The sequence below is a fragment of the Aureibaculum flavum genome, assembly GCF_016406085.1.
In the GTDB taxonomy this organism is placed as follows: Bacteria; Bacteroidota; Bacteroidia; order Flavobacteriales; family Flavobacteriaceae; genus Aureibaculum; species Aureibaculum flavum.
In genome coordinates this window covers 86,121-103,792 of record NZ_JAEHFJ010000002.1, presented here as the reverse complement: position 1 = coordinate 103,792, position 17,672 = coordinate 86,121, and the positions used below count along the sequence as shown (strand labels likewise).

The 17,672-nt window shown below is 33.1% G+C and carries 13 protein-coding genes and 1 tRNA gene; 10 read left to right on the top strand and 4 right to left on the bottom strand.

Features of this window, described 5'->3' with window-relative positions; all coding sequences use genetic code 11:
• The first annotated feature begins 18 nt into the window (after positions 1 to 18).
• The 6 genes from purH (at position 19) to rodA (ending at position 7,565) form a co-directional block, all read left to right on the top strand.
• Positions 19 to 1,551 (top strand): bifunctional phosphoribosylaminoimidazolecarboxamide formyltransferase/IMP cyclohydrolase, encoded by a 1,533-nt coding sequence (gene purH, locus JBL43_RS03855; RefSeq protein WP_198840163.1) that lies wholly within the window; start codon positions 19 to 21, stop codon positions 1,549 to 1,551.
• Positions 1,552 to 1,867: 316 nt separating this feature from the next.
• Positions 1,868 to 2,899, top strand: a complete 1,032-nt coding sequence (locus tag JBL43_RS03850) for a rod shape-determining protein (protein WP_138948758.1) — start codon at positions 1,868 to 1,870, stop codon at positions 2,897 to 2,899.
• A gap of 182 nt (positions 2,900 to 3,081) precedes the next feature.
• Entirely contained in the window at positions 3,082 to 3,906 is an 825-nt protein-coding gene (gene mreC, locus JBL43_RS03845) for a rod shape-determining protein MreC (RefSeq protein ID WP_198840162.1), read from the top strand.
• The gene (mreD, locus tag JBL43_RS03840) at positions 3,906 to 4,409 is read left to right on the top strand and encodes a rod shape-determining protein MreD (protein ID WP_198840161.1); all 504 of its coding nucleotides are present in this window, start codon (positions 3,906 to 3,908) and stop codon (positions 4,407 to 4,409) included. The genes mreC and mreD overlap by 1 nt, the downstream gene beginning before the upstream one ends.
• Positions 4,410 to 4,411: 2 nt before the next feature.
• On the top strand, positions 4,412 to 6,307 hold the full coding sequence (gene mrdA / locus JBL43_RS03835; RefSeq protein ID WP_198840160.1) for a penicillin-binding protein 2: 1,896 nt from the start codon (positions 4,412 to 4,414) through the stop codon (positions 6,305 to 6,307).
• Entirely contained in the window at positions 6,288 to 7,565 is a 1,278-nt protein-coding gene (gene rodA, locus JBL43_RS03830; RefSeq protein WP_198840159.1) for a rod shape-determining protein RodA, read from the top strand. Before mrdA ends, rodA begins: the two co-directional genes overlap by 20 nt.
• A 4-nt stretch (positions 7,566 to 7,569) precedes the next feature.
• Here rodA and JBL43_RS03825 read toward each other — a convergent pair whose 3' ends face one another.
• From JBL43_RS03825 to proS, 4 genes are all read right to left on the bottom strand, one after another.
• Positions 7,570 to 7,869, bottom strand: coding sequence for a hypothetical protein (locus JBL43_RS03825; protein WP_198840158.1), 300 nt, complete (start codon positions 7,867 to 7,869; stop codon positions 7,570 to 7,572).
• 355 nt (positions 7,870 to 8,224) lie between these two features.
• Positions 8,225 to 8,476, bottom strand: a complete 252-nt coding sequence (gene rpsT / locus JBL43_RS03820; protein WP_138948764.1) for a 30S ribosomal protein S20 — start codon at positions 8,474 to 8,476, stop codon at positions 8,225 to 8,227.
• Positions 8,477 to 8,556: 80 nt separating this feature from the next.
• Positions 8,557 to 8,628 (bottom strand) — tRNA-Glu (locus JBL43_RS03815).
• Positions 8,629 to 8,811: 183 nt separating this feature from the next.
• Positions 8,812 to 10,287, bottom strand: a complete 1,476-nt coding sequence (proS, locus tag JBL43_RS03810; protein WP_198840157.1) for a proline--tRNA ligase — start codon at positions 10,285 to 10,287, stop codon at positions 8,812 to 8,814.
• 101 nt (positions 10,288 to 10,388) lie between these two features.
• Between proS and JBL43_RS03805 the strand changes: the two genes are divergently transcribed.
• From JBL43_RS03805 to JBL43_RS03790, 4 genes are all read left to right on the top strand, one after another.
• Positions 10,389 to 11,747 carry a hypothetical protein gene (locus JBL43_RS03805; RefSeq protein ID WP_198840156.1) on the top strand — a complete coding sequence of 453 codons (1,359 nt, stop codon included), beginning with the start codon at positions 10,389 to 10,391 and terminating at the stop codon, positions 11,745 to 11,747.
• Positions 11,748 to 11,765: 18 nt separating this feature from the next.
• Positions 11,766 to 13,124 carry an OmpP1/FadL family transporter gene (locus JBL43_RS03800; RefSeq protein ID WP_198840155.1) on the top strand — a complete coding sequence of 453 codons (1,359 nt, stop codon included), beginning with the start codon at positions 11,766 to 11,768 and terminating at the stop codon, positions 13,122 to 13,124.
• A gap of 131 nt (positions 13,125 to 13,255) precedes the next feature.
• The gene (locus JBL43_RS03795) at positions 13,256 to 16,225 is read left to right on the top strand and encodes a SusC/RagA family TonB-linked outer membrane protein (protein ID WP_198840154.1); all 2,970 of its coding nucleotides are present in this window, start codon (positions 13,256 to 13,258) and stop codon (positions 16,223 to 16,225) included.
• Between the two features lie 17 nt (positions 16,226 to 16,242).
• Positions 16,243 to 17,589, top strand: a complete 1,347-nt coding sequence (locus tag JBL43_RS03790; RefSeq protein ID WP_198840153.1) for a RagB/SusD family nutrient uptake outer membrane protein — start codon at positions 16,243 to 16,245, stop codon at positions 17,587 to 17,589.
• Positions 17,590 to 17,672 lie beyond the last annotated feature (83 nt).

Here is a 17,672-nt window from a genome sequence, read left to right as displayed (position 1 = left end):
AAATTATAACAGGAAAAAATGAGTTCTTCAAAAAAAGCAAAATCAGCATTAATATCAGTATTTCATAAAGATGGTTTAGGGCCTATAGTTCAGAAGTTAAATGAATTAGGTGTAACTATTTATTCAACAGGCGGTACTGAGAAATTCATCAACGAATTGGGTATTCAAGTAGAACCCGTAGAGGATTTAACTTCTTATCCTTCCATTTTAGGTGGTCGAGTTAAAACATTACACCCCAAAGTATTTGGAGGGATATTGTCTAGACGTGAAAATGAGAGTGATGTTACTCAATTAGCAGAGTTTGAAATTCCTGAATTAGATATTGTAATTGTAGATTTATACCCATTTGAAAAAACAGTTGCTTCCGGGGCTCCTGAACAAGAAATTATAGAAAAAATTGATATAGGCGGTATTTCTTTGATAAGAGCTGCAGCCAAGAACTTTAAAGATGTTATTTGTGTTTCTTCAATGGAGCAATATGACGAGTTTTTAGAAATCATTTCTTCTCAAAATGGAGAAACAACGATTGAGCAACGTAAGAGTTTTGCTGGCAAGTCATTTAATGTTTCTTCACATTACGATACTGCTATTTTCAACTATTTTAATACAAATGAAGAGGAGGTTGTTCTTAAGATTAGTGAAACCAATGGTCAGGTGTTGCGTTATGGAGAAAATCCGCATCAAAAAGGGTTTTTCTTTGGAGATTTTGATGCTATGTTCACCAAACTACATGGAAAAGAGTTGAGTTATAATAACTTATTAGATGTTGATGCAGCTGTTAATTTAATGAATGAATTCAAAAATGAAGCTCCAACTTTTGCTATATTAAAGCATAATAATGCGTGTGGTTTTGCTCAACGCGATACCCTTTCAGAAGCTTATAGAGATGCCTTGGCAGGCGATCCTGTTTCTGCTTTTGGTGGAGTTCTAATTGCAAATATGGAAATTGACAAAGCAACAGCGGAACAAATTCATAATTTGTTTTGTGAAGTAGTAATTGCACCTTCTTTTAGTGATGAGGCTTTGGAAATTTTAAAAGGTAAAAAAAATAGAATTCTTCTTATTTTAAAAGAAGTTGAACTTTCTAAAACTTCGGTAAGAACTTGCTTAAATGGAGTTTTAGTTCAAGATAGAGATAACAAGACGGATTCAGTTAAAGATTTAGAAGTTGTAACGAATGCTAAACCATCTGATGAGGAAATTGATGATTTAATCTTCGCTTCTAAAATTTGTAAAAACACCAAATCAAATACGATAGTTTTAGTAAAAAATAAACAGCTTTTTGCGAGTGGTACAGGGCAAACCTCTAGAGTTGATGCTTTGAATCAAGCGATTGTAAAAGCAAAACATTTTGAATTTGATTTGAATAACGCGGTAATGGCAAGTGATGCCTTTTTTCCTTTCCCTGATTGTGTAGAAATAGCCAAAAATGCTGGAATAAATGCTGTTATTCAACCAGGAGGATCAATAAAAGATAAATTATCTATCGATTATTGTAATAGTCAAAATATGCCTATGGTATTTACAGGAACTAGACATTTTAAGCATTAAGCGAGCAAATTTAGTTAGTTGAATTCTTTGGATTGATAAATTGCTTATTTTACTGATAATTAAACTTTTAATTATCAGTAAAATAGGTTTTTTAATTCTGTAAATTAAGTGAATTTAGTTATGTGTAAAATAAATAATTAAGATTTGATCCAATTTTTATTTAAATGCAATGCACTCCTATTGTATCCTCATTTTAAGCTTTGAGGCTTCGACAAAAGTTTTTATTTAAATTTGGGACGAACTTTCGTTAACATTACTTTAATTTTATTAACTTTGGCAATTCGCAAAAATTAAATAACCCAAACTAAATAACTCTATGGGATTTTTTGACTTCCTGACTGAAGACGTTGCGATTGATTTAGGAACTGCCAATACACTGATCATTCACAATGGTAAAGTAGTTATTGATAGTCCGTCAATTGTAGCAAAGGATAGAACAACTGGCAAAATTATTGCTATTGGTAAAAGAGCCAATCTTATGCAAGGTAAAACGCATGAGAATATTAAAACTATCCGCCCCTTAAAAGATGGTGTAATAGCCGATTTTGAGGCTTCAGAACAAATGATAAAGGAATTTATAAAGCAAATTCCTTCAATTAAAAAACGTTTTTTCTTTCCTCCGTCTTTACGAATGGTAATTTGTATTCCTTCAGGTATAACAGAAGTTGAAAAGAGGGCGGTAAGAGATTCTGCCGAACATATGAACGCCAAAGATATTTATCTAATTCATGAACCAATGGCAGCAGCTGTTGGTATTGGGATAGATATTATGCAGCCGAAAGGAAATATGATTATAGATATAGGTGGTGGTACTACTGAAATTGCAGTAATTGCTTTAGGAGGTATTGTTTGTGATAAATCAATAAAAGTTGCGGGTGATGTATTTACCAATGATATAGCATATTATATGCGTACACAACATAATTTGTATGTCGGTGAAGCTACTGCTGAAAATATAAAAATTGTTGTTGGAGCTGCTACAGAAGAATTAGATAATCCACCAGAAGATATTTTAGTTCAGGGTAGAGATTTATTGAGTGGAAAACCAAAACAAATAAAAATATCATATAGAGAAATTGCTAAAGCATTAGATAAATCAATTCTTAGAATTGAAGATGCTGTAATGGAAACGCTATCTCAGACGCCACCAGAATTGGCAGCTGATATTTATAATACTGGTATTTATTTAGCAGGTGGTGGATCGATGCTAAGAGGCTTAGATAAAAGGCTTTCACGTAAAACAGATTTACCTGTGTATGTTGCAGAAGATCCCTTAAGAGCCGTAGTTAGAGGTACTGGTATTGCTTTGAAGGACTTAGAAAAATACCAAATGGTATTAATGAAATAGAAATGTTTAGTGTCAAGTTATAGCTGAAATGACACATATGGAACCGCAGTTTTTATGCTACACACAGGCAAAAATTTATTGCAGAGCCTTAGCTACGAAATTATTTTTTAACAAAGGGATGGTGCAAAAGACGTATTGTATTGTACGTAGGTTTTGGCTTTTACTTGACACTATGTTATAATATGCAACAAATAATTAGTTTTATACTAAAAAACAAGTACTTTTTACTCTTCTTGTTGCTAGAAATTATAGCTTTTACATTTACAATGCAAAGTCATTCTTATCATAATAGTAAATTTGTAAATTCAGCGAATGCTATTACTGGAGGTGTTTACAAGAAAGTTAATGCTTTTAAAGAGTATACAAGCTTAAAGGAGTATAACGAGCAACTTCAAGAAGAAAATGTTAGATTGAAAAATCTATTGTCAAAAATCCCGAGAGATTCTTCTTCAAAAGCAGTTTCTGTGGTAGATTCAGTTAAATATTTTCAAAAATACAGCTATACTTCAGCTAAAGTAATCAGAAATCAGTATAACAGGAAATTTAATTTTCTTATGATTGATGCTGGTTTGGATCAGGGTATTAAACCTGATCAGGGCGTCGTAAACAGCAGAGGAGTTATTGGAATAACTAATTCTACATCAAAAAAATATACTACTGTATTGTCTATTTTAAATGAAGCTTCTAATATCAATGTAAAATTATTAAATAGTTTTCATTATGGATCTTTAGCTTGGAATGGAAAAGATTATAATGTACTTCAAATAAAGGATATAGCCATTCAGGCAAATATTAAAGTTGGAGACACTATTATTACTGGAGGTAAATCTACTATTTTTCCTGAAGGAATTCCAGTGGGTACAATTTTAAACTTTAATAAAGAGAACAATACGTATAAGGAAGTTAATGTCAAGTTGTTTAATGATATGAGTGCTATTGGCCCCGTAAATATTATAACAAGTTATGACAAAGAGGAGATAGAAAACTTAGAACAAGGATTAAATTAATGAACGAAATAGTTAAAAATAGTTTATTATTTATTGTTTTGATACTTGTTCAAGTTATCATACTAAACAACATTAATTTTTTAGGGTATATAAATCCATTTTTATATATCTTATTTGTGATTGTTTTCCCATTAAGAAAAGATAGAGGTTTATTACTCATTTTAAGCTTTCTCTTAGGCTTAAGTATTGATTTTTTTCTAGATTCGGGTGGTGTAAATGCTGCTGCAACGGTTTGTATTGCTTATATAAGATTACCATTAATAAAAGCGTTAACGCGGAAATCTGAAATAGATTTTCCTGTATTTAAAATTATTAAACTTCCATTTTTAAAATTGTTAAGCTTTATTGCGATAATAACTTTAACACATCATTTAGTACTCTTTAGTTTAGAATATTTTAAATTTGCAGAAATACTAACCATTCTTTCCAGAACAATTTTAACAAGTATTTTTACAATTATCTTAATAATATTTAGTTTATTATTATTAAATAAAAACAAATAGTAATGGAGAAAAAATATATTGCATATTTTTCTATATTATTGGTGGGGTTATTATTCATTCTCAGATTATTCTATATTCAGGTACTAGATTCTAAGTATACGGGCTCGCCACTTAATAATTCTGCCGTAACGCCGAAATACGACTATCCCGAAAGAGGCTTTATTTATGATAGAAACGGCGTGTTAATTGTTGCCAACCAACCATCGTATGATGTTATGATTGTTCCTCGTGATGTTAAACCATTGGATACCCTAGAGTTTTGTAATCTATTAAAAATTGATAAAAAAGCTTTTCTAAAGAAGTATAAAAAAGCTAGAAATTACTCCCCACGTATACCATCAGTGTTTGTGGCACAACTGTCAAAAAGCGATTATGCTTACCTCCAAGAAAAAATGTACAAATACAAAGGTTTTTACATTCAAAAACGATCCTTAAGACAATATCCTATAAAGTCAGCAGCTAATGTTTTGGGTTATATCTCTGAAGTGACAACCGCTGATTTAAAAGACAATATAAACTATCAACAAGGAGAGCTAATTGGTAAAAATGGCGTTGAAAAAGAATACGAGGAAGCGTTAAGAGGTGTTAAAGGGGTGAAATTTATTCAAAAAGATCGTTTTAATAAAGTAATCGGTCCTTACAAAGGAGGTGAGTATGATACATTATCGATAGTAGGTAAAGATGTTAATATTACCATTGATATCAAACTCCAAAAATATGCCGAAGACCTTATGGCAAATAAAAGAGGTGGGATTGTTGCGATAGAACCTGCAACAGGAGAAATTTTAGCTTTGGTATCTGCACCTACCTATGATCCTAATCTATTGGTAGGTAGAGAACGATCTAAGAATTATAATAAATTAGATAGTGATAGTCATGAAAAACCAATGTTCGATAGATCATTGTTAGCTCAATATCCACCAGGATCGCCCTTTAAAGTGTTAAATGCATTAATTGGTCTACAGGAAGGGGTAATAACGCCGGAGACCCATTTTTACTGTTATGGAGGATTCAGATATGGAAGAAGTTCAAAGGCATTTATGGCTTGTCATTGCGGTGTACATGGTGCCCCGATAAAGTTAGATATGGGGATTTATAGATCATGTAATTCTTATTTTGCAAATACCTATAAAAAGATAATTGAAAAATATCCTACAGCAACCGAAGGCATGAAAGTTTGGAGTAATCACGTTAAAAGTTTCGGTTTAGGTGATTTTTTGCATAATGACCTTTCAACTGGGCGACGGGGTGTTGTACCTGATGAGAAATTGTATGATAGGTATTATCCTACATTTAAATGGGGAGCTTCAACTACTATTTCTAACGCCATTGGGCAAGGTGAAATTTTAACAACCCCCATTCAATTGGCAAATATGACTGCTGCAATTGCAAACAAAGGATATTATTTTACACCGCATATCATAAAAAAAATTGATAATAAACCAATTCAAATCGATAAATTTATAACACCTAATAAAACTTCAATAGATAAAGAACATTTTACTCCTGTAATTGAAGGTATGTATAATACTGTTGAAAAAGGTACGGCAAGATGGTCTCGGGTTGAGGGTATAGAGATTTGCGGAAAAACAGGTACAGCGGAAAACCCACATGGTCAAGATCATTCCATTTTTATTGCTTTTGCTCCTAAAGATAATCCTAAAATAGCCATTGCGGTTTTTGTTGAAAATGGTTATTGGGGGTCTAGGTGGGCTGGACCTATGGCGTCTCTAATGATAGAAAAATATATTAGAGGAGATGTGTCTAGACCAAGAGAGGAAAAACGTATGTTTGAAGGTAGTCTTAGAGAAGAATATGATAAGCAGCTTTTAACAGAACAATTAGAAAAAGAAATTAAAGAAAAATTAAAAAAAGAACTTGAGGAAAAGGCAGAATAACATATTTGCTGGTGTAGACTGGGTATTGGTATTATTTTTTATAGTGCTCGTGTTTTTGGGTTGGATAAATATTTATGCGGCCTCTGTTACAGATACTAGTCAAAGTGTTTTTGATAGTACTACGTTATATGGAAAACAGTTGCGGTGGATTGGCTTAAGCGGTGTGCTAATTGTGATAATAATATCCATTGATGCCAAATTTTATGAACGTTTTGCCGGTGTTTTTTATGTTATTTCAATGCTGAGCTTAGCGGGGTTATTCCTATTTGGAAATACTATTAACGGTGCTACTTCTTGGTATAATTTTGGAGGGGTTAGTTTGCAGCCATCTGAGTTTGCAAAGGTTGCTACGATACTAGCGTTAGCAAATTTTTTGAATGAGCCCAATAGGGATCTCAGTAATTTTAAAACTCAAATTAGAGCCTTTTTAATTCTATCCATACCAGCGGTCTTAATTGCGTTACAGCCAGACCCAGGGTCAGGGATAATTTATTTTACATTGTTTTTTGTAATGTATCGAGAAGGACTTCCTGGTATTTATTTAGGAATTGGTTTTATGTTAATGATTTTGTTTTTATCTACATTATATTTTGGATTTATAACAGCTCTTATAATTATAATTGCATTGCTAACGTTGATGATATTATACTTGATTAACATAAATAAATTTCAGTTAAATAGAGAGTGGCCTAAGGTTATTGTTTTATTTCTAATTGTAGGGCTATTTATGTTTAGTGTTGATTACATTTTTAATAATGTATTTGGACAACGCCATAGAGATCGATTTAGTATTGTTTTAGGTAAAGAAGTTGATCCAAGAGGTATTGGGTATAATACGAATCAATCAATGATTACAATTGGTTCTGGAGGCTTAACAGGTAAAGGTTTTTTAGAAGGAGATAGAACTCAAGGTAATTTTGTGCCTGAGCAACATACAGATTATATTTTCAGTACTGTCGGTGAGGAATGGGGTTTTATTGGTACAAGTGCGGTAATAATTATATTTATAGCCTTTATATTACGAATAATACGAGTTGCTGAAAGGCAAAAACTAAAGTTTAGTAGGGTATTTGGTTATTCTATAGCAACCATATTCTTTTTTCACTTTATGATAAATGTCGGAATGGTTATAGGATTGGTACCTACAATTGGTATTCCGTTGCCGTTTTTTAGTTATGGAGGTTCCTCTTTATGGGGGTTTACTATTTTACTCTTTATTTTTATTAGACTAGATGCTGATAGAACCTATGAATGGTAAGTGTTTATTTGAAAAAGTTAAAAAAAGAAGGTTTACCTTTATTTTTAGTCTTTTTATGCTTGTTACCCGTTGAAGGTTTTTCAACTAATTTTTTTTTTAGAGTGATATAATCATCCTTAGTTATTTCTATAAAGTTATCCCACCGTTTACTCTCAGCTACAAAACTCTTTACATCATTATAAGCAGCTACCTTGTATACCAAATGCACTGATGATAATAACATGCTTAAAGAAATAGTATAGATTTGAATAGCTTCTGCACCAAATAAGACATAAGTTAATTCTTCTTCGTTGTTCTTTTCCATTTTTGTTCCTTTTAGTATAGAACAACTAAGAATTAAAAACTCCTATTTTTTAAGTACTATTTATTACTAAAATAGTCATCTCTGTACTGTTTTTAGAACTTAATGTTATTAATTAGGATGTTTTACGATGTGTTAAGAACTGAATAGTTAATTTATTAGAAGATGAAAAATATTGATAAATGGAGGGTATATTGCCTCTGAAATAATATAGGAACCTATCTAATGAATATAATAGGTGGAGGTAATTTAAATTGAGGAGTGTGACAATTTTCTTTATTTTTAAAAGATAAAACCTTTTAAAACAAAAAAGACCGTCTAGTAAGACAGTCTTTATGTGTGTTAATTTGTAAGAAAATTATAAAGCAGCTACGTGCTTAGTAAGTTTAGATTTTAAATTAGCAGCTTTATTGTTATGAATAATGCTTTTTTTAGCTAATTTATCTACCATAGCAAGAACTGAATTCAATTGCTTTTCAGCATCAGCTTTCTTTTCAATCTCACGTAAAGCTTTTATAGCATTTCTTGTGGTTTTATGCTGAAACTTATTTCTTAAGCGTTTAGTCTCACTATTTCTAATTCTCTTTAACGCTGACTTGTGATTTGCCATTTGACTTTTTTTTAATTGTTATCTCATCAATACTTGATAAGTTGTATAATCAATCATTATATTCATGATTAAACATTTTGTAGTCCGTAGGGGAATCGAACCCCTGTTACCAGGATGAAAACCTGGCGTCCTAACCCCTAGACGAACGGACCATAGTGCTTTGTTATCTTGCAAAGCGAGTGCAAAAATAATACAATTTTTGAACTCTGCAAGTCTTTTTTAAAAAAAGTAGTATTTTTTTTAAAAAAAAATAAAAACACACTGAATTTGGGTTGAAATAACAAACGCGAACAAATTCAGTGTTGTATTATAAATTCTGTTTATTAGGACTTGAATTAATAGGCTTTCGCAAAAAGGACTCTTTTTGTTGAAGGCTTACCACTAAACACACAAACTCCTTCTTCTTCGATAGCTTCATTCGGAATACAACGAATTGTAGCTTTTGTTAAGTCCTTTATCTTATTTTCAGTCTCAGAAGTCCCATCCCAATGAGCAGATATAAAACCTCCTTTACCATTTAATGTTGTTTTAAAATCTTCAAAATTGTCAACTTCAGTGATATGACTATTTCTGTAGTTTTTCGCTTTATCGAATAAACTTTCTTGAATTTCAACCAATAAAGCTTCAATAGTAGCAACCAAAACATCTTGATTTACAGTTTCTTTGGTCAGCGTATCTCTTCTGGCCAATTCAACAGTGCCATTTTCCATATCTCTTGGTCCCATTGCAATACGAAGCGGTACTCCTTTCAGTTCATATTGTGCAAATTTCCATCCTGGCTTATAGGTGTCTCTATCATCAAATTTAACAGAAATGCCCTTTGATTTGAGTTCAGCCATAATTTCTTTAGCTTTAACTGAAATCATCTCAAGTTGTTCTTCTCCTTTGTATATAGGTACTATAACAACTTGTATAGGAGCTAAGTTAGGTGGCAATACCAATCCTTTATCGTCAGAATGTGTCATTACTAAAGCTCCCATCAAACGAGTAGATACCCCCCAGGAAGTTGCCCAAACATATTCTAGCTTTCCTTCTTTTGAAGTAAATTTCACATCAAATGCTTTAGCAAAATTCTGACCTAAAAAATGAGATGTTCCGGCTTGTAATGCTTTACCATCCTGCATTAAAGCTTCTATAGTATAGGTTTCTAAGGCACCAGCAAACCGTTCGCTTTCAGTTTTTGTGCCTTTTATAACAGGCATTGCCATAAAATTTTCTGCAAAATCAGCATAAACGCCTTGCATCAGTTTCGCTTCAACCAAAGCTTCTTGCTTTGTAGCATGTGCGGTATGACCTTCTTGCCATAAAAATTCAGCCGTACGTAAAAATAGACGTGTTCTCATTTCCCAACGGACAACGTTGGCCCATTGATTCACTAAAATTGGTAAATCTCTGTACGATTGCACCCATTTTCTATAGGTATCCCAAATAATAGTTTCTGAAGTAGGTCTTACTATTAATTCTTCTTCTAATTTAGCATCTTCGTCAACTACAATACCACTGCCATCTTCTGCATTTTTTAATCTATAATGTGTTACAACGGCACATTCTTTGGCAAAACCATCAACATGGCTGGCTTCTTTACTAAAATAAGATTTGGGTATAAAAAGTGGAAAATAAGCATTTTCATGGCCTGTTTCCTTAAACATTCTATCTAATTCGGCTTGCATTTTTTCCCAAATAGCATAGCCATATGGTTTTATAACCATGCAACCTCTAACTCCAGACATTTCCGCTAAATCAGCATTTACAACTAATTCATTGTACCATTTAGAATAATCTTCGCTACGTTTCGTTAAGTTTTTACTCATGTATTGTGTTTTGGCATAAATATTGTGATATAGTTAACACAAAATTAATTAGTACAAAACTAAATATATTTTGTAATTTAATACCATTAAATTTACTCAATATGAAAATAAATAATAACATCAGCAGAAAAGTTACATATCTTTCTTTAACAGGATTGATATTAATGGGCTTAACATCGTGTGGTACTTATCAAGGTACTACTTATGACGATGACGGAATATATGCGACTGGTAATACTGAAACTCGTGTTGTAGTTGAGGAGGCCCGTCCAGAAAGTAATAAATATCAAGACTACTTTAGAAGAGAAGCAGAAAGGTATGATGAAATATCGCAAGATGACATCATAACAGATATTGATGATTATGGGTACGAAGATGATATTGAATATTATGAGGACGGTGATTATAATGAAGGAGGTTCTCCTTGGGAATATTCAGATAACGTATCAGTAACTATCAATACTGGTTATGGATGGAATGGTTTTTATAATCCTTACAGATATGGCTATTACGGTGGTTATGGTTATGGTAATGAAGGCTATTACGGAGGTTATAACAACTTTTACTATGGTAATGGGGGCTATGGAGGTTATTATAATCAATATTATGGTTATGGTGGGTTTTATTCTCCTTTTTATAATCCTTACAGATACAGACCTTATTATGGATATGGTTACGGAAATGGCTACTATAATTCATATTATGGAAATAGAAATGGTAACTACGGAAATAACTACACTTATGGAAGAAGATATGCTAATAATACAAGCAGACTAAGTAATAGGAGTGCTTATAGTAGAAGATCTTCTGTTGCTAGCGATGCAACCAGACGTATTAATGGGGCAACTACAAGAAGAACTGTAGCAACAAGAAGTACCGAGGGAGTGAGTCGAAGAAGTTCCGTAAATTCTAGAAGCAATTCAACCGTTAGAAGAAGTACATCGACTAATCCTAGAACAAACTCTAGTGTTAGACGTAATACTTCTACTTCGCCAAGAAACAATAGTTCTACAATTAGGAGAACAACTACACCTAGAAACAATTCAGGTGTTCAAAGAAGTTCAGGAAGTACTAATCGCTCTAGTACGGTTAGACGTAGTAATACACCAAGGTCTTCGGCAGTAAGAAGTCAAAGTTCAACAATAAGAAGAAGTTCATCTCAAGTAAATAGAAGAACAGTTAGTCCTACAAATAGAAGTGTAACAGCTCCGAGACGAGTTAGAACTGTAAATAGAAGTACAGTGAATAGGAGTTCAAGTTCACCTAGAACAGTTACAAGGTCGAGAACTTCTTCTCCAAGTAGCGTAACAAGAAGTAGTAGTCCGTCAAGAAGTTCTAGTGTTTCAAGAAGTAGTTCACCTTCAAGAAGTAGTAGTGCATCAAGAAGTAGTTCAACTTCTAGGTCTTCATCTTCTTCTTCAAGAAGTTCATCATCAAGAAGTAGCTCAAGACGTCAATAAAAAATCAATAAAATTATTATGAAAAAAATTCTATTTTTAATAGGAGGATTGCTATCCTCCTTAGTAATTAACGCTCAAGTAATAAGTAATTTTGATGGAGCAGTACTGTTTTCTGATGAAGATATTAATGGTACGGCGAGGTTTAATGCGATGAGTGGGGCATTTGGAAGTTTAGGTGGAGATATGTCAGCTGGAGATATTAACCCAGCAGGTTTAACTGTTTTTACTAGGTCTCAAGGATCAATTACGTTAGGTTTAAGAAATACGGATGTATTAAGTAGTTATTATGGTACTTCTACTGATAATTCTGATAGTTATTTTAACATGTCTCAAGCGGGTGCCGTATTGGTTTTTGATACATCAGGACGTTCCAATTGGACAAAATTTGCTCTTGGATTTAATTATTCCTTAGTCAAAGATTTTGAAAATGGGTATAACATAAATGGAGCTAGTAATATTTCAGAATATAATGGAGATCCTTATTTAAATGAAGACACCAATCCCGCCAATGATATGTATTATGAAAATGTAGATGGTCAATTTTTTGGAAATAGTAATTCAGGGCAAAATGAAAAATTTACCCTTTCTATGGCGGCTGAGTTCAATGATAAATTTAGTATAGGTCTATCAATAGTATCTCATAAATTGGAACATTATCAAAATGGTTTATTTGAGGAGTCGAATAATGATGGTAGTGGTAATAGATTGGACGCTTCACTGTTACAAGAGTTGTATACGTATGGACAAGGTATTGGTTTAAACTTTGGTTTTATTGCAAAACCTGTTCAAGAGTTAAGATTAGGTTTTGCTTTTCAAACTCCAACTTGGTATAATTTAACTGAAGAATATAGTGATGATTTGGAAATTCAGGTAAGTAATGATTCCAGGTTATATAGGGAATATTCTGATGTTAATGTTTTTGAATATGATTTAGTGACTCCAGCGAAAGCTACGGGAAGTATTGCTTACCTTTTCGGAAAAGAAGGATTGATAAGTTTAGATTATACGTTTAAAAATTATTCAAAAACGAAATTGAAACCAAACAATGAATTTATAGATGTAAATGAAAGTTTTAGAAATGATTTACAAAATACTTCAGAATTAAGAATAGGTGGTGAGTGGCGTGTTGGTAAAATAATGAGTTTAAGAGGTGGTTATTTTTATAAACAAAGTCCTTATGCTGATGCTATTGATACAGATAATGTAAGAGGTTTTTCTTTAGGTACAGGATTTAAATTTAGAGGGAATGTTAAATTAGATTTAGCATATCAAAAATCTACGAATACAGGTGTCTATGGATTTACACAATTTTCAAATCCAGCTGAGTTAGACATCGATAACGGAAAGTTAACAGCTACGTTAGTTATTGGCTTATAAAAGAATTAATTTAGAGTTTAATACGTTTAAAACCTGAGTAAATATACTCAGGTTTTTTTTGCGTTAATATAAATGGTGTTCGCGTATTGTTTTATATATTTGGTCTAACTAATATAAAATACTAACTCAAAATGAAAAAAAAGAATTATTTATTTTCGACAATTCTGATGCTGCTTTTTGTGCAAATGATGGTTGCACAATCTGTAAGTATATCAGGAACAGTAACAGATGATTTTGGTGAAACAATACCAGGAGTTACAGTTCAAATTAAAAACACAAGCAAAGGGGCTGTTACAGATTTTTCGGGTAATTATACCTTAGAGGCTAATGTAAAATCAGGAAATAATATTCTTGTTTTTAGGTCTATCGGATTTTCAACTAAAGAAGTGCCATTTACGTACGAATCGCAATCAGAAATTACAATAGATGCAGCAATGAGTGCAGATATTTTAGGTTTGGATGAGGTAGTGATTACCGGGGTTGGTGCATTAACCGCTAAAAAACAAATTGGTAATGTTATTTCTAGCGTTAGTGGTTTAGAAATAGCTGAATCCGCTTCGTTAGATATTACAGGTGCATTATCTGGTAAATTAGCAGGTATTCAGGTTTCACAAAATTCAGGTGACCCTGCCGGAGGTATAAGTGTGAGATTAAGAAGTGCAAGTACGGTAAACGGGAGTTCTGATCCTCTTTATATTATAGATGGAGTCATTGTTAACAACAATTCAACCAATGTTTTGGGGGTAAGTGGTGTTGTGCAAAACCGATTATCAGATATTAACCCACAAGATATTGATAGAATTGAAGTGATTAAAGGGGCCGCTGCGGCTGCAATATATGGGTCACGAGCTAGTAATGGTGTTGTGCAAATTTTTACTAAAAGAGGAAAGACTGGTGAGCCTGTTATTACCTTATCAACAAGTGTTAATTTCAATTCTTTGCGAAAAAAACGTGATTTTAACGAAGCACCTTTAGATTGGGCTTCTGGTGATATTACTGATTTAACAACGGTTCCAGTTACAAGGTATGATTATCAAGATATGGTATTTCAAAATTCAGTTGGAACAGACAACTACGTTTCTGTTGCAGGGGGAATGGAAAAAACCAATTATTTTGCATCACTTTCTTATTTGAAAAATGAAGGAATAATGAAAGGTACAGACTTTGAGAGGACAGGCGGAAGAATAAGAATCAATCAAGAACTCAACGATTGGGCTTCAGCTTCTATAGGAACCTATTTTTCAACAAGTAATAGTAATGATACCCCAAGTGGAGGTTATGGGGCTGGAATATTGCCTACCATTTTATTTTCTGACAATAAAATTGATCCTTCTAAAGATGCAGATGGCAACTATCCGAACATGACTTTTTACCCAAATATATTTGAATATATAGATACGTTTGATTTTAGACAAAAGAACAACAGGATAATTAGTGATTTACAACTTAATTTAAAACCTATTGAGGGGCTCAATATAAATTATACGTTAGGTTATGACAATGCAGAATCAGTAGGGTCAACGTATATACCTATCGGAACCAATACGGTAGCCTTGGGTAGTGCTAGTACCTCTACCATAAGTACGAAGCAACTCAATAGTGATTTGAACGCTACATTTATGACAGATATTAGTGATAGGTTCGAATCTACAACTACAGCTGGATTTTCATGGCAGGCTGATGATACTGATATAAGATCTATTTCTGCTACTGGACTTGCTTTAGGGGTTACAACAACCAATGGAGCTGCCTCAGTTACAACAAATGAATTTAGAAGTGAAAGAACATTTTGGGGAGGTTTTGTACAACAAACCTTTGGTTTTGACAATAAACTTTTTGTGACAGGAGCAATTAGATTGGATGGATCTTCGGTATTTGGTGCTGATGAAAGAAATCAATTCTATCCAAAAGCAAGTATGTCTTATCTTTTATCACAAGAAGAGTTTTGGAAAGAGAGTTTAGGAAGTACTTTTAATAGTTTTAAAATTAGAGCCGCATGGGGTCAAGCAGGAAACTTAACAGCAATTGGTCCTTTTGATCGACTTACAAATTATGGAGCAGTGAGTATTGATGGAAGTTCTGGTTTAATTTCGCCGAGTCAATTAGGTAACCCAGATTTGAGTCCTGAAAGACAAACAGAATTGGAATTTGGAGTGGATATGAGTTTGTTTAAAAACAGATTGGGTATTGAACTAACTTATTATTCTCAAGATATTGAAGATTTATTGTTGGCTAGAACATTGTCACCTTCTACAGGTGCAGGTTCTCGTATTGAAAATATTGGAACAATGAAAAATAAAGGATTCGAAGCTTTAATCACGGGTACTCCAGTACAAACATCTGATTTTACATGGTCGGTTACGGGTACTTTTTCAACCAATAAAAATGAAGTAAATAATATTGAAGGTGAACAGTTTTCTATTGGAAATTTTGGATTTTCTGTAGCTAAAAACGGACAACCTCTCGGTGTTTTTTATCAAGGGTATTATGCGAGAAATGATGATGGTAGTTTGTTGTTAACGTCAGGAGGTCTTCCTCAAAGAGAAAAAGGGTCTTATGACACTAACGGAAACCCAATTGCAGAACGAGATGCATCAGGGCAACCTACTGGAGCAAGTTTAAGCAAGGTAATCGGCGATCCGAATCCTGATTTTATAGCTTCTTTGATTAATGAAGTTACCTATAAAAACTTTTCTTTTAGAATGCAACTGGATGCAGTTCAGGGTGTAGATGTGTTAAGTTGGGATACTAGAATGTACTATCGTTTTGGCGGCGGTCCCGCTGCGGCAAGTGAGTTAAATGGAGAGAGCGTTAGAGGAACAGGAGCTGCTAAGTTTGGTATCGCGGAATCTTATATAGAAGACGGTTCTTATATAAAATTAAGAGAACTATCGGCAGGATATTCATTAAAGAAACCCTTAAAAGGAGTTGATAATATTAAATTTACATTAACAGGGCGTAATTTATTATCATTTGATAATTTTTCAAGTTTTGATCCTGAAGTGAATATGGATGGTCAAAGTAATGGATCTAGAGGAGGAATTATGGGATTAACACCTATACCTAGAGTAATTAAATTGGGTCTAACTGCAACATTTTAAGCTAAAAAAATAAAAAGATGAAAAATTTAAATATATATAAGTTTATAATTGTTTTGCTTATTTCCAGTTGTTTATTTACTGGTTGTGAAACTGAATTTGAAAATCCAAATAATCCGACTGAAGAAGTGGTTTTGGGTACAAAAGAAGGGCTTTTTGCTTTGAGTATTGGAATAAGACAATATTATTCTACAACCGCTTTAAGACAGGTAATTGAAGCCCCTGGAATAACGACTAGAGAGCTTGGTGTGACCAATACTTTTTTAAACATAAATGAATTAGCGAAAGGTGGTGCCGAATTACCTAGTGAAAGCGGAGGTATTACAAATCCTTGGGTAAGTTTACTTAGAGCTAAAGGTATGGCAGAATCTTTAATTGAAGGAGCTAATGACGTTGAGTTGGCAAATGGTACAAGAAGTGGGCTAATTGCCTATGGTAATTTGTTTAAGGCGATGTGTTTAGGTAATTTGATTCAAATGTTTGAACAAGTTCCAATAAATAATCAAGCTGATGGAGCTGCTCCGTTTAGTGATAGAGCTACAGTGTTAGCAGAATGTATTTCCTTATTAAAAGAAGCACGTGATGTTATGTCAGCGGCACCGTTGTCAGATGATTTTAAATCGAGTGTGCTTTGGGCTGATATGGATTTAGAAAAAACAGTCAATGCATTTTTGTCGAGATATCAATTAATTGCGGGAAACTATACAGAAGCAATAGCGGCAGCTGACGCCGTAATAAATTCAAGTAGTTCTATAAGTTCTATGTGGGTTTATGATGCGAATAATCAAAATCCAATTTGGAATAGAACAGTGAATTCTAATGATTTAAATCCACAATCAAATTTCGGATTACTAGGAGCATATACTCCAGAAGCTGGTGATGATCGTACTAATTTTTATTTAGGGGTTGATGCAGGTAATGCAAACGCTGATGCGGGCGGACAACCATTGAGTGAAATGTTAGGCTTTTTTGCCTCTAGCACATCTCCTATCCCAGTTTATCTTCCAGGAGAAATGATGTTGAATAAAGCGGAAGCTTATGCACGTCAAAACCTTTTAACAGATGCAGTTACCCAGTTAAACTTGGTTAGACAAAAAAGCAATGATCCTATTGGTGTAAATGCAAATCTTGCAGCATGGTCTGGTAATTCAGCAAGTCAATCGGATATATTAGAAGAAATTTATAAAAATAGAAGTATTGAGCTATTTTTGAGTGGTATGCGATTTGAAGATAGTAGAAGGTTTCATCCAAATTTTGTAGTGCCAACAGAGACTAATACAACGAACGAGCGTAATAGGAATTTTTATCCTTATCCTTTTACGGAAAGAGAAAATAACCCAAATACGCCAGCTGATCCGGCTATTTAAAATGAATAATTAAATAGATGCATGCGTATTTAAAGAGTATCTTAGATAACTATAAATACGCTTATTTTAAGAGAAAATAAAAC

Excerpts from the sequence above, each read along its gene's own strand:
- purH (WP_198840163.1), top strand. The coding sequence starts at position 19 with ATGAGTTCTTCAAAAAAAGCAAAATCAGCATTAATATCAGTATTTCAT.
- JBL43_RS03850 (WP_138948758.1), top strand. The coding sequence starts at position 1,868 with ATGGGATTTTTTGACTTCCTGACTGAAGACGTTGCGATTGATTTAGGA.
- mreC (WP_198840162.1), top strand. The coding sequence starts at position 3,082 with ATGCAACAAATAATTAGTTTTATACTAAAAAACAAGTACTTTTTACTC.
- mreD (WP_198840161.1), top strand. The coding sequence starts at position 3,906 with ATGAACGAAATAGTTAAAAATAGTTTATTATTTATTGTTTTGATACTT.
- mrdA (WP_198840160.1), top strand. The coding sequence starts at position 4,412 with ATGGAGAAAAAATATATTGCATATTTTTCTATATTATTGGTGGGGTTA.
- JBL43_RS03825 (WP_198840158.1), bottom strand. The coding sequence starts at position 7,869 with ATGGAAAAGAACAACGAAGAAGAATTAACTTATGTCTTATTTGGTGCA.
- rpsT (WP_138948764.1), bottom strand. The coding sequence starts at position 8,476 with ATGGCAAATCACAAGTCAGCGTTAAAGAGAATTAGAAATAGTGAGACT.
- proS (WP_198840157.1), bottom strand. The coding sequence starts at position 10,287 with ATGAGTAAAAACTTAACGAAACGTAGCGAAGATTATTCTAAATGGTAC.
- JBL43_RS03805 (WP_198840156.1), top strand. The coding sequence starts at position 10,389 with ATGAAAATAAATAATAACATCAGCAGAAAAGTTACATATCTTTCTTTA.
- JBL43_RS03800 (WP_198840155.1), top strand. The coding sequence starts at position 11,766 with ATGAAAAAAATTCTATTTTTAATAGGAGGATTGCTATCCTCCTTAGTA.
- JBL43_RS03795 (WP_198840154.1), top strand. The coding sequence starts at position 13,256 with ATGAAAAAAAAGAATTATTTATTTTCGACAATTCTGATGCTGCTTTTT.
- JBL43_RS03790 (WP_198840153.1), top strand. The coding sequence starts at position 16,243 with ATGAAAAATTTAAATATATATAAGTTTATAATTGTTTTGCTTATTTCC.